Annotated in this window: 16 protein-coding genes and 1 tRNA gene (1 of these 17 only partly in view); 11 read left to right on the plus strand and 6 right to left on the minus strand. The window is 61.3% G+C overall.

Going from position 1 to position 15,267, the window contains the following annotated elements:
- The 5 genes from AC1RQ5_RS04865 to AC1RQ5_RS04885 all read left to right on the plus strand — a co-directional run.
- A protein-coding gene (locus AC1RQ5_RS04865; protein ID WP_493197322.1) for a helix-turn-helix transcriptional regulator crosses the window boundary here: on the plus strand, nt 1-626 show its 3' portion. It extends 313 nt beyond the left edge of the window; only the last 626 of its 939 coding nucleotides appear in the window; its start codon lies beyond the left edge, outside the window; its stop codon occupies nt 624-626.
- A gap of 83 nt (nt 627-709) precedes the next feature.
- Nucleotides 710-2,929, plus strand: coding sequence for a TonB-dependent receptor (locus AC1RQ5_RS04870; RefSeq protein ID WP_493197324.1), 2,220 nt, complete (start codon nt 710-712; stop codon nt 2,927-2,929).
- A gap of 22 nt (nt 2,930-2,951) precedes the next feature.
- Nucleotides 2,952-3,347 carry a hypothetical protein gene (locus tag AC1RQ5_RS04875; RefSeq protein ID WP_493197326.1) on the plus strand — a complete coding sequence of 132 codons (396 nt, stop codon included), beginning with the start codon at nt 2,952-2,954 and terminating at the stop codon, nt 3,345-3,347.
- 82 nt (nt 3,348-3,429) lie between these two features.
- Complete coding sequence (locus tag AC1RQ5_RS04880) at nt 3,430-3,639, plus strand: hypothetical protein (protein WP_493197327.1); 210 nt, start codon at nt 3,430-3,432, stop codon at nt 3,637-3,639.
- A 71-nt stretch (nt 3,640-3,710) separates the two neighbouring features.
- Nucleotides 3,711-4,253 carry a methylated-DNA--[protein]-cysteine S-methyltransferase gene (locus tag AC1RQ5_RS04885; RefSeq protein WP_493197329.1) on the plus strand — a complete coding sequence of 181 codons (543 nt, stop codon included), beginning with the start codon at nt 3,711-3,713 and terminating at the stop codon, nt 4,251-4,253.
- On the opposite strand, the gene AC1RQ5_RS04890 is transcribed toward AC1RQ5_RS04885, so the two are convergent.
- The 3 genes from AC1RQ5_RS04890 to AC1RQ5_RS04900 form a co-directional block, all read right to left on the minus strand.
- The gene (locus tag AC1RQ5_RS04890; protein WP_493197331.1) at nt 4,250-4,867 is read right to left on the minus strand and encodes a glutathione S-transferase family protein; all 618 of its coding nucleotides are present in this window, start codon (nt 4,865-4,867) and stop codon (nt 4,250-4,252) included. The genes AC1RQ5_RS04885 and AC1RQ5_RS04890 overlap by 4 nt on opposite strands.
- 133 nt (nt 4,868-5,000) lie before the next feature.
- Nucleotides 5,001-5,843, minus strand: coding sequence for a fumarylacetoacetate hydrolase family protein (locus AC1RQ5_RS04895; protein WP_493197333.1), 843 nt, complete (start codon nt 5,841-5,843; stop codon nt 5,001-5,003).
- A 117-nt stretch (nt 5,844-5,960) separates the two neighbouring features.
- Nucleotides 5,961-6,809, minus strand: a complete 849-nt coding sequence (locus AC1RQ5_RS04900; RefSeq protein ID WP_493197335.1) for an MBL fold metallo-hydrolase — start codon at nt 6,807-6,809, stop codon at nt 5,961-5,963.
- Nucleotides 6,810-6,933: 124 nt separating this feature from the next.
- Here AC1RQ5_RS04900 and AC1RQ5_RS04905 point away from each other — a divergent pair, with 124 nt between their 5' ends.
- A complete protein-coding gene (locus AC1RQ5_RS04905; RefSeq protein WP_398483047.1) occupies nt 6,934-7,347 on the plus strand; it encodes a DUF3775 domain-containing protein in 414 nt (137 codons plus the stop codon).
- Nucleotides 7,348-7,469: 122 nt separating this feature from the next.
- On the opposite strand, the gene AC1RQ5_RS04910 is transcribed toward AC1RQ5_RS04905, so the two are convergent.
- A complete protein-coding gene (locus tag AC1RQ5_RS04910; protein WP_493197337.1) occupies nt 7,470-8,252 on the minus strand; it encodes an SDR family oxidoreductase in 783 nt (260 codons plus the stop codon).
- 109 nt (nt 8,253-8,361) lie between these two features.
- Nucleotides 8,362-8,871 carry a CvpA family protein gene (locus AC1RQ5_RS04915; protein ID WP_493197339.1) on the minus strand — a complete coding sequence of 170 codons (510 nt, stop codon included), beginning with the start codon at nt 8,869-8,871 and terminating at the stop codon, nt 8,362-8,364.
- 121 nt (nt 8,872-8,992) lie between these two features.
- Here AC1RQ5_RS04915 and AC1RQ5_RS04920 point away from each other — a divergent pair, with 121 nt between their 5' ends.
- Nucleotides 8,993-9,754, plus strand: coding sequence for an SDR family NAD(P)-dependent oxidoreductase (locus AC1RQ5_RS04920; RefSeq protein WP_493197341.1), 762 nt, complete (start codon nt 8,993-8,995; stop codon nt 9,752-9,754).
- A gap of 195 nt (nt 9,755-9,949) precedes the next feature.
- A tRNA-Met gene (locus AC1RQ5_RS04925) sits at nt 9,950-10,026 on the plus strand.
- Nucleotides 10,027-10,205: 179 nt separating this feature from the next.
- On the opposite strand, the gene AC1RQ5_RS04930 is transcribed toward AC1RQ5_RS04925, so the two are convergent.
- The gene (locus tag AC1RQ5_RS04930; protein ID WP_493197343.1) at nt 10,206-10,745 is read right to left on the minus strand and encodes a GNAT family N-acetyltransferase; all 540 of its coding nucleotides are present in this window, start codon (nt 10,743-10,745) and stop codon (nt 10,206-10,208) included.
- 143 nt (nt 10,746-10,888) lie between these two features.
- Between AC1RQ5_RS04930 and AC1RQ5_RS04935 the strand changes: the two genes are divergently transcribed.
- From AC1RQ5_RS04935 to AC1RQ5_RS04945, 3 genes are all read left to right on the plus strand, one after another.
- Nucleotides 10,889-11,980: an AI-2E family transporter gene (locus tag AC1RQ5_RS04935; RefSeq protein WP_493197345.1), complete on the plus strand. Its 1,092-nt coding sequence runs from the start codon at nt 10,889-10,891 to the stop codon at nt 11,978-11,980.
- 64 nt (nt 11,981-12,044) lie between these two features.
- Nucleotides 12,045-14,264 (plus strand): DUF3141 domain-containing protein, encoded by a 2,220-nt coding sequence (locus tag AC1RQ5_RS04940; RefSeq protein WP_493203312.1) that lies wholly within the window; start codon nt 12,045-12,047, stop codon nt 14,262-14,264.
- 35 nt (nt 14,265-14,299) lie between these two features.
- A complete protein-coding gene (locus AC1RQ5_RS04945) occupies nt 14,300-15,262 on the plus strand; it encodes a phosphate acetyltransferase (protein WP_493197347.1) in 963 nt (320 codons plus the stop codon).
- The last annotated feature ends 5 nt before the right edge of the window (nt 15,263-15,267 follow it).

The raw sequence follows: 15,267 nt of genomic DNA on the forward strand, positions 1-15,267 counted from the left end.
TGCCGAGCCATCCCGTACGGACTGTCGAGCTCGTGGTCACGCCGGACTGGTTCGAGGCTGTTGAAGGCCGCTTCGGCAGCAACAGCGCGTTCGACGCGATGCGGGCTGCGACCCGCAAAGCGATCACCACCCAGCGGCGTGCGCTGGATCCGCGGCTGCGCGAGCTTGCGCTGTCGATCCAGTATCCGCCCGGCCATGGTGTCGCCGCCGCGCTCTATTTCGAAAGTCGTGCGCTGGATCTGCTGGCCGTGCTGATGAGCGATTTCGGTGCGCGCTATGTCGAGACTTCGCATGGCCATCGACGGTCGTCGCTCGATCGCATGATGGCGGTGCGCGATCTGATCGATCAGGCGCCTGGCGCCGAACACACCATCCATGGTCTCGCGCACACATTCGGTATCAGTGCCAGCAAGCTGAAGCAGGATTTCTCGGCGAGCTTCGGCATCGGGATCGGCCGCTATATCACGGAACGTCGCCTGCAATTCGGGCGCGAACTGATCGAAAGTCACGCGCTCTCCATTGCCGAGGCGGCCTATCGCGCCGGCTATGCGCATCCCGCGAATTTCACTGCGGCTTTCAAGCGTCACTTCGGCCATCCCCCAAGCGCCGTTCGACGGCTCTCATAGATGTTTTGTCCGATCTCATAAGCGGCCATCGGCATGCCGGCCGCAAAACGGCTTATGAAAATGGCGCGAATGTGGGGGATCTGATGCGCCGTAAATCACTCTTGGCTCTGTCATTGTCGATCATTGCTCATCCGGCTTGCGCGCAGCAGGCGGTTCAACTCGACGAAATCACGGTCACCGCGCAAAAACGTCCCGAGGCTGCATTCGATGTTCCGATGAGCATCGACGTGTGGTCGGGCGAGCGTATGGCCGACAACCAGCTGACGCGTACCGATCAGGTGCTGAACCAGACGCCGAACGTGCAGATGGGCACGCTCTCCGGCAGTCTCTACACCAATTTCACGGCCATCCGCGGCGTCGGCTCGGCACTGATCGACACCGATCCATCGGTCGGCCTGTATATCGACGGCGTCTCGGCCGGCACATCGCAGTCCTATCGCAGCACGCTGCTCGATGTGGCGCGGATAGAGATCCTGCGCGGCCCGCAGGGCACGCTTTACGGGCGCAACAATCTCGCCGGCTCCATCAATGTGATCTCCAATGTGCCGGATCCGTCGCGCCGTACTGGCGAAATCGGTCTGGAATACGGGCGGTTCAACACCGCGCGCATGTTCGGCGTCTTCAACACGCCGGCGGGCAACAATGGCTGGGCCGTGCGCGGCGCCTTCTCCGGCTCCCGCAATGACGGCTTCACGCCGAACGTCGCCGTCGGGCGCGACGTCAATTCGCTCGAGGATGTCGCCGGCCGCCTCAGTGTCAGTGGTCCCGTCAATGACGTCGTCGATTTCCTCGGCAGTATCGAGCACGAGCATCAGCGCACATTCGACGGCGCGTGGATGACCAATGCCGATTTCAATGCCGGTCGCCGCAGCGTCGATATCCTCAGCCCAGTGAACGGTACCGTCAAGACGACCACGGGCCGCGCCCAGTTCACTGCGCGGCTGGACAATGGCGACCGCCTGGTGTCGCTCACCGGCTTCCGCTCCAATGATCTCGATTTCAACGGCACGCCGTTCCCGCGCGGCTATTTCGCTGCCAATGATGCGCTGTTCCAGTCCTTCGGAATTGCGGGATTCCAGTATCGCGCCAACAACCCATTCAATGGCAGCTATCGCCAGGCCTCGCAGGAGCTGCGCTACGAATCCGATCGGTCCGACCGGGTGCAATGGGTTGCCGGCCTCTATGCCGAGCGCAGCGAAGGCGCGCGCACCTATGGCATCGTCAACACCTTCAATCCCGGCGGCTTTCTGACGGGCAACAGCGTTGCCTTGTCGTCGAAGGGCGTGACCGACACCACCGTCGTGGCCGGCTTCGCCGATGCCACGGTCGCCATCACCGATCACTGGAAGATCTTCGGCGGCGCGCGCGTGGGCTATGACCACAAGGACTTCAACTACAACTTCAGTTCCGACAACGCATCCTTCAACACGCTGTTTGCGCCGGTCGTGGCGGGCTTCGCGCCGGGCTATCAGGCCAGTATCTCGGCGCCCTATGTCACGCCGCGGATCGGGGCGATCTATGACGTCACCGACAAGCTCAATCTCTATGTCAGTGCCAGCCGCGGCTATAAGTCTGCCGGCTTCAATGCGGGTTTCGTGGCACCGGGCGACGAGAAGCCGTTCGAGCCGGAAGCGCTCTGGAGCTATGAGGGCGGCTTCAAGGGCAAATTCTTCGGCGACCGTCTGGCATTGAACGGTGCGGTGTTCTTCATGGACTGGAAGAACCAGCAGGTGCAGACATTCAATGTCGCCACCCTGTCGTCGCCGATCCAGAATGCCGCCAGGAGCCGCTCTTACGGCGCCGAGCTCGATGCGCGCGTGAAGCTCGACGAGCATTGGTCACTGCTCGCCTCGGCCGGCTATGCCGATGCCAGTTATGTGGACTTCCGCAATGCGCTTGCCACCGGTGTGGCCGGCGTCATCGATGCCAGCGGCAAGGAGCAGCAATATATCTCGAAATTCACCGGCTCGTTCGGCATCGGCTATGCGTGGAATGTCGGCATCGACAATCTCGTCGGCAATGCCGATATCACCTGGCAGTATCGCTCCGGTTTCTGGTTCGATGTCGCCAACAGCCTGCGCCAGCCCGGCTACGGCCTGCTCAATGCGCGGATCGGCGTCGAGAACGAGCACTATGCGGCACATATCTGGGGCACCAATCTCACCGATCAGCGCTATCGCGTCAGCGCCACCGATGTCGGCGCCGGCCCGCTCGTCGCTGTCGGCGTGCCGCTGATGGTGGGCGCGACGGTGAAGTTCAAATTCTCCGACCAGGTTGCGGCGGCAGCACTGCCGCGCAAATGACGCAGGCGTCCGGAGTGACCCGATGAGCGATCCCGATCTGATCGATGCCAGCCGCGACCCGATCGTCATGGTCGCGGCGCTTCCGGCGGGGGCAGTCGATCGCGTTTCGCGCTATCACGCTGCTCTGGAATGGCTGATCGCGCGCGGAACGCCCTTCGTCATGATCACGCGTGCGGACGACACTGGGGGCCACGAGAGCCGTGAGGACCAGACAACGCGGACGATCTGGTTCAAGGCCCATGTCGCGACCCTCGCCCGCGTCTGCCGTGGCTTCGTCTATATCGAGCCCGATCCTGCAAAGCGCATACTTTGGGAAAGCCGCGCGAAGGCGATGGCCACGGCGTTTCCGGTTCCCATGGCGATCGCTGCGGACGAGCGTCAAGCCATTGCCTTGGCAGAGGAATTCATCGCGCTCTGACTGCGTCGTGCGGAAGCCGCTTGGCGTTTGCGCCAATGTTGTCTAATCCGTTGCCATCATTTCACTGACGCGGAACACCGACATGTCCAGCAAGCCACAAGACCGCCCCGCTTTGCCGCTCAAGGGCTATAGCCTGATGGACTACCAGCCGGATCCGACCGTGGTGGGCATCGCCTTCGAGACCGAGGACGGGCCCTATATGTTCGTCGCGACCAAGGAAATTCTGGACGCGCTCGGCCAGGCTTTCATTCACAAGGCGGCTGCGATGCCGTCGCGCGAACCACAGGGTTAAGTCCGAAAACGGGTGGCGAATCCGGGCTTTCGGACACACATTGATGCTTCGATCGATGTGAGGAGGCTGTGATGGCCGACATCCAGTTTGCACTTTTCGACACCGCCATCGGCCGTTGCGGCATCGCCTGGGCCGATCGCGGGATCGTCGCGATCCAATTGCCGCTGCCGAGCGAGGCACAGACGCGCGGGCGATTGAAACAGCGCTATCAGGCGCTCATTGAAGCGCCGCCGCCAGCCGTGGTGCAGGTGGCGATCGATCGGATGGTCGCGCTGATGGCGGGCCAACAGGTCGATCTCGCCGATATCGATCTCGATCTATCTGACAGTCCCGATTTCAATCGCGAGGTCTATGCCATCGCCCGCGAGATTCCGCCCGGCAAAACCTTGACCTATGGCGATATCGCCAAACGACTCGGCGGCGTCGAGTTGTCGCGCAATGTGGGGCAGGCGATGGGGCAGAATCCGTGCCCGATCATCGTGCCCTGCCATCGCGTGCTCGCAGCGGGCGGCAAGCCCGGCGGCTTTTCGGCCAATGGCGGTGTCGAGACCAAGCTTAAAATGCTGGCCATCGAGGGCGCGTATGTGAATTACACGCCCTCGCTGTTCGATTAGCCCTTCGGCGGCACGGACACCTTCACCGATTCCCGCTGCAGCATGCGTTCGTGAAACGCATCGAGCTTCGGAAATGCCTTGCGCCAGCCGCAATCCGCGAAGCGGAAGTCCAGATAGCCAAGGATACACACCAGCGAGATCTGTGCGGCGTCGAGCGGGCGGGTGAGAATGTCCGGATGGTTCTCGAACTGGCCGAGGCCGACCCAGGCGCGGTCCCACTGATCGTCGTACCAGCCCTGCCAGAAGAATTCTTTCGGCCGCACGCCCATTTCATAGCGGCACAGCAGCAGCGCGTCGGTCATGCTCTGGATGAGCGTATGCTCCGTCTTCACCTTCCATCGCGCCGGGCCTGAGGCCGGGACGAGTTTGCCGCCGCCGGCGAGCTCGTCGAGATATTCGGTGATGTTGTAGCTGTCGACGATCACCTGGCCGCTATCGAGGATCAGCGCCGGCAGTTTGCGGACGGGGCTGATGTCATGGGCATAGGCTTCGTTCTTCTGCGTCGGCGCCACGGTTGCCGGCACGAGTTCGATCTTGTCGATCAGCCCGAGTTCGATGGCCGCGATGCGCACCTTGCGTGCGAAAGGCGAACCCGGAGAAAAAGTAAGCTTCATGTTAGGTCCTTCTAATCATTATTATCCAACGTCATTGCGAGGAGCGTAGCGACGAAGCAATCCAGTTCTTTCTTTATCTTCTTCTGGATTGCTTCGCTGCGCTCGCAATGACGGTTGAGAGTGTTGTGCGCTCTTAAGCCGCCACGACCTTCTGTTTCTGCTCACCCAGGCCTTCGATGCCGAGGGTCATGACGTCGCCGACTTCGAGGAATTTCGGCGGCTTCATGCCAAGGCCGACGCCGGGCGGGGTGCCCGTGGTGATGATGTCGCCGGGCATCAGGGTCATCATGCCGGAGAGATAGGACACGATCTGCGGCACGTTGAAGATCATGGTCGCTGTCGAGCCGGTCTGGCAGCGCTTGCCATTGACGTCGAGCCACATGCTCAGCTTGTGCACGTCGGCAACTTCGTCGGTCGTCGCGATCCACGGACCGAGCGGGCCGAACGTGTCGTGCGACTTGCCCTTGGTCCACTGGCCGCCGCGCTCGATCTGGAAGAAGCGTTCGGAGACGTCGTTGCAGACGGCATAGCCGGCGACATGCTTCAGCGCATCGGCTTCCGACACATATTTCGCCTTGGTCCCGATGATGATCGCGAGTTCGACTTCCCAGTCGAGCTTGGTGGAGCCGCGCGGCTTTTCGACATCGTCATTGGGGCCACACAGCGAGTTCAGCGCCTTCATGAAGACGATCGGTTCGGACGGGATCGGCATGTTCGACTCAGCGGCATGGTCCGCATAATTCAGGCCGATGGCGATGAATTTCGGCTTGCCGCCGACGGGCGAACCGTAGCGCTGGTTGCCGGAAACTTCAGGGAGGGAGGCCGGATCGATAGCTTTGAGCTTGGCAAGATTGTCGGGCGAGAAGGCGTCGTCGGCGAGATCGGCGATCTTGCCGGAGAGGTCGCGCAGCTTGCCGTTGTTGTCGATCAGTCCCGGCTTCTCGCTGCCGAACGCGCCGTATCTTACGAGTTTCATTGTCGTCTCCCTGGAGCCTTTATTTGGCGGGTGAAGTTGTGGAACACCGCGGAATTAAATTCAACCTGGATTGGGCTCTGGACCGTCGTAGGGCGGATGACGCTGCGCTCATCCGCCCTACGGCAGCGCATCAAAACGCCAGGCATCGCCGTCGCTTTTGATGCGGCCGGCGCCGTAATGGCCACCGATCACCAGCGTCGGCGTATCGGCAAAACGCGCGAATAGTTCACGGCGTGAGCGTGTGGATTGCGCTGGATCGGAATCCGCCGTCGAGGCCCAATCGGGATGCGCCATCTGCACGGGATGATGCGCGGCATCGCCGGTGAGCAGAGCTTCCTCCCCGTCGGATCTGATATGCACGCTCATATGGCCGGGGCTGTGACCCGGTGTCGGAATCAATGTGATTTCATTGGCGACATCGGCATCGGCTGCGATGAGATCGACCAAGCCCGCATCGACCACGGGTTTGATGGAGTCGTTGAACACAGCGATGTGATCCGGGCGCTCGCTATGGTCTTTCCAGTAATTGTATTCGTCGCGTCCAAACAGATAGCGCGCGTTCGGGAAGGTCGGCACCCACTGCCCTTCCACCAGCCGCGTATTCCAGCCGACATGGTCCACATGCAGATGCGTGCAGAGAACCGTGTCGATGCTGTCAGGCGCGAAGCCCGCTTCAGCGAGGTGGCGCAGGAACGGCGTATTGAGATGATTCCAGGTCGGCACCGAGCGGCCTTCCTTGTCATTGCCGAGGCAGGTGTCGACAATGATGCGCCGCGTTGGTGTTTCCACCACCAGCGCATGGATCGACATTTTCAACCGGCCCTCTTCATTGGCAAAATCGGGGATCAGCCAGGGCAGCGCTTTCACCTCGTCGGGACCGGCCTGCGGAAGGATGAAGCGCGTGCTGCCCGTCATCCGGCTCTCGGTAATTTGCGTGATCCTGACCTTGCCGACCGTCCATTGCATGCGTCGTTCACTCCCGTGTTCTTATTGCGGCGGAGCATGCGGGATGTTGCGCTGCGGGCGCAATGGATCATCTCGCAATGCTGCGCGTTGGTGCCGGTACAACAGGTTTTCCGAGGAGCGCATGATGCCAGAACTCGCCATTTCATCCGACAAGGTCGGCTTCCTGATCGAGAAGGCCCGGCAGTTCGACGCCAAGGATATCGAGGTCGATACCGACGAGGGCTCCAATGGGGCCGACGACAAGATGATCGACGTGCTGGAGGATGACGGCAGCGATCCCGTCGTCAAGGAGATCTCCGGCTTCATCGCCGCCTTGAGCGAGGATGAGAAGGTCGATCTCGTGGCTCTGATGCGGCTTGGCCGCGGTGATGGAACCATCGAGGAATGGGCTGATCTGCGCCGCGAGGCTGCGGAGGGCAATAATGGGCGAACCGCGCGCTATCTGCTGGGCGAGCCGCTGCTTGGCGATCTCTTGGCCGAAGGGCTCGAGGAATTCGGGATCGAATGGGCGGATGAGCGCACGACGCCGGTGAATTAACTCCACCCTCATCCTGAGGAGCGGCCCTTGGGCCGCGTCTCGAAGGATGGCCGCAAGCTCTGAGAGCTTGCGGCTCATGGTTCGAGACGGCGCGTCGCGCCTCCTCACCATGAGGGACGGAGTTACATCGTGCCGGGGAACGCGCCGCCATCGAGCAGGATGTTCTGGCCGGTGATGAAGCCCGACTTCGCGCCGCACAGCCATGCACAGGCCTGGCCGAATTCGTCGGCTTCGCCGAAACGGCCGGCCGGATTTTCGCTGGCGCGCTGCGTCAGGATTTCCTCCACCGACTTGCCGCTGTTCTTGGCCTGACCCGCCGCAACGCCGCGGATGCGATCAGTGTTGAACGGGCCCGGCAGCAGGCCATTGATCGTGACATTGTTGCGCACGGTCTTGCGCGACAGGCCGGCGACAAAGCCGGTGAGGCCCGAGCGCGCGCCGTTGGAGAGGCCGAGCACATCGATCGGGGCCTTCACGGCGGCCGAGGTGATGTTGACGATACGGCCGAACTTGCGCTCGATCATGCCGTCCACCGTGGCCTTGATCAGCTCGATCGGCGTCAGCATGTTGGCGTCGATGGCCTTGATCCAGTCGTCACGATTCCAGTTGCGGAAATCGCCGGGCGGCGGGCCGCCGGCATTGTTGACGAGAATGTCGATGATGCCGGCCGCTTTCAGCGCGGCTTCGCGGCCTTCCGGCGTGGTGATGTCGCCCACCACCTCGATGATCTCGACGCCCGGATTGGCCTTGCGCACTTCCGCTGCAGCGGCGGCCAGAACTTCGGCGCCGCGTGCAGTCATGGTGACATGCACGCCTTCGGCGGCAAGCGCTGCGGCGCAACCAAGGCCGAGGCCCTTGCTCGATGCGCACACCAATGCGCGGCGGCCTTTGATTCCAAGATCCACGATATCACTCCCAAAAGGTTGGCTGACGGATGATGCGCACTCTAGCGGTTCCGATTGCATCTGATAAGCGGCGCGGACATGCAAGGCGAGCAGGGGAGCTGCGCCTGCGTCATGGCTCATGCGCGCGCTTCAGCTGCTCGAACCGCGCGGTGACATCCGCGGGTAGCGAGCGAATGCCGGTCTGGCCGATCCGCGACAGCATCGGGCGCAATTGCGACCCGGTGAGATAGGGCGGCTGCAGATGCGCCGGCACCAGCTGATCGAAGATCAGCACCAGGGTCACCGCGATCAGGCCGACACGGATCGCGCCGAGCGCAGCGCCGCCGAGCCTGTCACCGATGCCGATATGCGTGCCGATCAGATCATTGATGGCCAGGCGCAGCAGCGAGCCCAGCACGATGCCTGCGATCAGGAAGATCGCGAAGAAGATCAACGAGTGCTGCACCTGCGAGGTGGCCGCCGGTGCCTGCGGCAGGATCAGGCCGGTGATCCACACGGCGATCGGTGCCGCGACGAGATAGCCGAGAATGGTGATGCCGCTGCGCAGCAATCCTGCGCGGAAGCCGAGCACCATGACGATGATCAGCGCCATGGCGACGACGACGTCGAAACTGTTCATCGCATGCTCACGTCAGGCGGCAATTCCGCAGCAAAGAAATCGGGGTCGGCGCGCAGGTTTTGCGATCGCGGCAAGGTTGGGTATCACTGGGCCAACAGAACAGCCGCAGCAGGGAACGAATATGTCCGCGATCTTCGACGTCAGCAAGGAAGTCATCCTCATCACCGGCGCCTCGCAGGGGCTCGGCCGCCAGTTTGCGCGCGTGCTGTCGGCCCATGGTGCGGCGGTGGTGCTGGCGGCGCGGCAGACCGGGAAGCTTGAAGCCCTGCAGAAGGAGATCACGGACAAAGGCGGCCGTGCCTTTGCTGTCGCGATGGATGTCACCGACAACGCCTCGATCGCAAAAGCCTTCGACGCGGCCGAGCAGGCGCTCGGCCCCGTGACCGTGCTGATCAATAATGCCGGCATCGCGGTGGAGAAGATGGCCATCGAGCAGACCGAAGCCGATTGGGATTCGGTCATCGGTGCCAATCTCAAGGGCGCCTATTTCGCGGCGACGGAAGCGGCCCGGCGCATGATCGCACACAAGGTCGAAGGCAATATCGTCAATGTCGCCTCGGTGCTCGGTTTCGGCCTGACCAAGGCGGTGTCGCCTTATGCGATCTCCAAGGCCGGCATCGTGCAGGCGACCAGGGCGCTGGCGCTGGAACTCGCGGCGCACCGGATCCGCGTCAATGCGCTGGCGCCGGGCTATATCGACACCGAGATCAATCACGCGGCCTGGGACACGCCGGTGGGCGAAAAGCTGGTCAAGCGTATCGCCCAGCGCCGGGTCGGGCACGAGAGCGATCTCGACGGCGCCATCCTGCTGCTGGCCTCCGGCGCCTCGCGCTACATGACCGGTAGCACGGTGACCGTGGATGGCGGATTTCTGCTGAGCTGACGGCGGTTACGGACAATTTTCCCCACCCGTCATAAAAACGCAAAAAGATGCCTCCGGCCCCTTCCCAAAGCCGGCGGGCATTGATAGATACCCCTCATGCCGCGGCATTGCCCGGCAGTCTCTCAGGAACCTTTGGTCTGGGATTTGCTCGCGCCCTTGGCGTCGGCATCCAGGACATGTTCCCGAAAGGTTTGGCGCGGGGTGGAGCAGCCCGGTAGCTCGTCAGGCTCATAACCTGAAGGTCATAGGTTCAAATCCTATCCCCGCAACCAAACATCTAATTGATTTTGCAAATAAAAACAGGCGGCTCCTTTTTGGAGCGGCTTTCTCATTTTTTCGAATCGCCACCCGGTCGCCACGGACATTGAGTGAATGTTCTGATCAAGCGGCATATGCTACGGGAACTACGAAGCGCATACCAACACTTATGCGATCCCCGTAATGCTTCTGATCAGCCAAGCGCGTCGCTGCGGGAGAGTTCGAGCGCCAAACTGACGATTCTGACATCCTTTTGCGGAACCGCCCTGAAGCCGAACTTTGTGAAGATGCTTCGCATCGCACTGTTTTCCGGAAGCACCTCTGCGGTGAATTCTTTCAGTCCGGCGGTTTGCCCCAGCGTGATGAGATGCCGCATCAAAATTGAGCCTATGCCGCGTCCCTGCCAGTCATCGACGACCATAAATGCCATTTCGGCTCTTGCTGGCTCGGACACAATATAGCGGCAGCCGCCGACGAGGACGTTCCGGTCTTCTTCGTCGACGCGTGCGATCAGCGCGACATGTGTTTCGAAATCAACGTCCATGAAGAACGTACGCTCTGCCTCAGAGAAATGACGCTTCATTACAAAAAAGCGTCGCTGAAGCGATTGGGCGCTGGCTTGACCGATCGCTGCCAGCATGTCCGGCTCGTCCTCGCGGCGAAGCGCGCTGACATGCACTGGCGTGCCATCGCGTAACCGGTCACACGCGGCATATTTGGCGATATCGGACATCGGAGCTCCGCTGGCGTGACTTTGCGGCCGAGAAGTTCGGCACCGAGCAGACCGCACCGCCCGGCAGTAGTCTTGATCTGGATCAAGACTGTCGCGGAACGCGGCGCCAACGCTTGCACAACTAAGCAGAGCAAGGCGTGTCCGTGAGAGCTCTCCGTCGCGTTCTATCGGCAGACGATGTCACCCGGCTTGTAGTGCGGCTGGGATTGCTCGCGTTGCTGTTGATTTGGACATTCATCGTGATCCGCTCCTTCGTGCCCATTCTGGCTTGGAGCGGCGTTCTTGCGGTTGCATTCTATCCCGCGTTCAAATGGTTGGCCAAACGACTTGGAAATCGTCCAAGGACAGCGGCAGCAGTTCTGACGATCGTCAATCTCGCGATCATCATCGGGCCTGCCACATGGCTGGGCCTGAGCGCCCTGGATGGAATCCGACAACTCGCCAGCGATCTCACGACGGGCGACTTCGTTATTCCGTCGCCGCCGGAACGGATCAAAGAGTGGCGCCTCGTCGGACCGCGACTGTTCGAGATCTGGAGCAGGGCATCCAGTAATATCGGTGCGGTGCTCCGCGAGGTTGCGCCGTATCTGAAGCCGCTGGCGGGGACGATGCTCGCGCTTGCAGGCAGCGCCGGTGTCGGGACGCTCAAATTTCTCTTCTCGGTGCTGATCGCCGGCTTTCTGTTTCCCTACGGACCCCAATTGATCGCGAATGGGCAGCGGCTTCTGTCACTCGTCGTACATGAGCAGAGCGCGCATTTGCTGGACCTGGCAGGGGCGACGATCCGAGCCGTCTCGCAGGGCGTGATCGGCATCGCGGTTGTGCAGGCGTTGCTGGCCGGGATCGGCTTTAATATGGCCGGCATTCCAAGTGCTGGCCTTCTGGCTTTCGCGGTCATGCTACTGACCATCATCCAGATCGGTGCGATCATTGTTCTTTTGCCAGCCATCATCTGGATCTGGACGGACAAGGATTTCGCCACGGCGTTGCTGTTGACCATCTTCTTTGTCGTTGTCGGGATACTCGACAATATTCTGAAGCCGCTGGTGATGGGACGCGGGCTTACGACGCCGACACTGGTCATCTTTATCGGCGTCATCGGCGGAACACTGGCGCACGGCATTGTCGGACTGTTCATCGGACCGATTGTTCTATCGGTGGCTTGGGAGCTGGTCGCGGCATGGATGCGCAAGGATGAAGCCGGGATGGCGCCCGAACCGATCGCCGATCCTTGATGTAGATCAACGATGCCCGTCACCGGAATTCTTGAATGGGAATGCGCGACGAAGAGGTCGGAACATGCCGGTGGAGTTTTCAAGCCTGCCCGGAGGCCCGATATCCGGGTTGGTTGCCTCAGCGGTGGAATACATGATCGATACCGGGCAGCGAAGTGTGCTGTTCCTCGACGTCATGCGCCAGCGCGGCGATCAGTATTGCGAACATGTCACGCAGACGGCGCCTCATGTCCTGCAGTATGCGGCAGAACTGATCATCGATGGGCGAGGTCTCGATGATCCCGTCAATTATGCGCTGGTTCGCATTGTTCCGCCTGATGGTACCCTGATCGACCAGGAGCGGCGCCCCTTTATCGTCGTTGATCCGCGCGCTGGTCATGGTCCGGGGATCGGCGGCTTCAAGGCCGACAGCGAGATCGGCGTAGCGATGAAAGCGGGGCATTGCTGCTATTTCATCGGCTTTCTGCCCGAACCGGTGCGGGGCCAGACGATCGAGCGCATCGCTCGCGCGGAGGCGCTGTTTATCGAGAAAGTGATCAGCTTGCACCCCGACGCTGATGGCAGGCCCTGTGTCATCGGAAATTGTCAGGCCGGCTGGGCGGTGATGATCCTGGCATCGCTTCGGCCCGAACTGTTCGGGCCTCTTATCATCGCCGGCGCGCCACTCGCCTATTGGGAAGGCGTGCACGGAAGGTATCCGATGCGCTATTCGGGCGGGTTGATGGGTGGAAGCTGGCTCACCGCGATGACAAGCGATCTCGGCGCCGGAAAATTTGATGGCGCCTGGCTGGTGCAGAATTTCGAGAACCAGAACCCGTCAAATACGCTTTGGACCAAGCAGTACAATGTCTATTCCAAGATCGATACCGAAGCGGAACGCTATCTCGAATTCGAGCGCTGGTGGGGTGGGCATGTCAATCTGAATGCCGAGGAGATTCAGTTCATCGTTGATGAGCTTTTCATCGGCAACAATCTCGCCGCAGGCCGGATCAAGATGTCGGACGGCCGGAAGGTGGATCTGCGTCAGATCAAGTCGCCGATTGTGGTGTTCTGCTCCGAAGGAGACAATGTCACGCCGCCGCAGCAGGCGCTGAATTGGATTCTCGAATGCTATGCCGATGTGGGCGAGATGAGGGCGTATGGGCAGACGATCGTCTATACTGTCCATAAGAGCATCGGCCATCTCGGCATTTTCGTTTCCAGCGGCGTTGCCAAGAAGGAACATGCAGAATTCTCCAGCAACATAGACCTCATTGATGTGCTGCCGCCGGGCCTCTACGAGGCGACGTTCGAGGCCAAAGGAGAGACGACCGCCAGCGCCGATCTTGTGGCCGGCCAGTGGATGATGCGCTGCGAGGCGCGAACTCTCGATGACATCAGAGCGATGGGCGGCAATTCGCCGGAGGATGAGCGCCGCTTCGCGGCGGCCAAGCGCGTTTCGGAAATCAATCTCGCGGCATATCGTAAATACGTCCAGCCCTGGCTCAAACACGCGGTGGCGCCGCAGATGGCGGAGGCGATGAGTCATTTGCATCCTCTGCGCCTGCAATATGAGGCCTTCAGCAGCAGAAATCCCTGGATGAGCGCAGTGAAGGCCGCCGCGGAGCGCGTCAATCTGCGTCGCACTCCGGCTGCGAGTGACAATCCATTTCTCGTGTTTCAAGAGCAGATGGGAAAGCAGGTCGTACATGCGCTGGATAGCTGGCGTGACCAGCAGGAGGCGCTCAGCGAAGCCATGTTTCTCAATATCTATGGCTCGCCGGCGCTGCAGGCCATGGTCGGTATCGACCCGCAATCCGAGTCGTCGAGTCAACGGGCGATGTCGGATGAGCATCGCGCCATGCTCGACAGCAGGATTGATGAACTCAAGTCAAAAATCGCCGAAGGCGGCCTGCGCGAAGCTACCTTGCGTGCGCTGCTCTATGTCGGGTCCGAGCGCGGCATGGTCGATGAACGAAGCATCGAGGCGCTGCGGCAAGTGAGGCGCGATCACGAGGTCGAGCGATTGTCGCTGCCTGAATTCAAGACGCTTGTTCGCGAGCAATTCTTCATGCTGCTGCTTGATCCTGAAGCGGCGCTGGCGGCGATACCGAAGCTATTGCCCGCGGACGGCGATCGCATGCGGTCGGTGTTTGCCGCGATGCGCCAAGTGCTTTCCGCGAGCGGTGAGATTTCCGGCGAACGTGCAGCGAGGCTGGAGCGGGTCGCGAAGCTGTTTGGCGCGGAAGGCGAGATTCCGGTGTCGAATATCACGCCGTTCGATCCGAAAGCGAGGGCCTCGTGACGCGGTCTATGTCAACGGGCAGTGGGAGCAACAACATGTCAGCTGATGCGAGCCAAGTGCGATCCTCCGGCAAATATGACCGCCTGATCGCGGCGGCCAAGGCCGTGCCGCCGGTTCAGACGGTCGTCGTCCATCCTTGCGACGAACCCTCGCTGCGCGGCGCCGTCGATAGTGCGGCGGCCGGCATCATCGTGCCGACCTTGATCGGTCCCGCGCAGAAGATCAGGGACACCGCGAGCAAGGGCGGTCTCGACATCGCCGGCTTCGAGATCGTTGATGCCGCGCATAGCGACGATGCCGCCGTCAGGGGCGTCGAGCTGATCCACGCCGCCAGAGCTGAAATGCTCATGAAGGGCAGTTTGCATACTGATGAACTGATGCGCGCCGTGACGGCGAAAGTCGGCGGCTTGCGCACGGATCGGCGCATCAGCCACGTCTTCGTGATGGACGTCCCGGCCTATGCGGAGACCGTCTTTGTTACTGATGCCGCGATCAACATTTTCCCGGATCTTGCAGCGAAGCGGGACATCATTCAGAATGCCATCGATCTCTACAATTTGGCCGGGTTCGGTCAGTCGCCGCGGGTGGCAATCCTCTCGGCAGTGGAGACGGTCACGGCCATGATCCCCTCGACCATCGAGGCAGCGGCGCTGTGCAAGATGGCGGATCGCGGGCAGATTACGGGAGGGGTACTCGATGGCCCGCTGGCATTCGACAATGCCATCGATGTCGAGGCCGCCCGGATCAAGGGCATCAAGTCCGAGGTTGCGGGGCGTGCGCAGATCCTCGTCGTTCCCGATCTAGAATCCGGCAACATGCTGGCGAAGAATCTTGCTTACTTCGCCAAGGCGGACGGCGCCGGTATCGTGCTCGGCGCCCGAGTGCCGATCGTGCTGACATCACGCGCAGATACTGCGCGCGCCCGCATGGCGTCTTGTGCGATCGCGTCGCTTTACGCGCATGCAAGGCGCCAGCAGGCGCCAAAAGTGGCGGCGTGACGGCC

The sequence above is a fragment of the Tardiphaga sp. GW821-FHT12E02 genome (assembly GCF_058807155.1).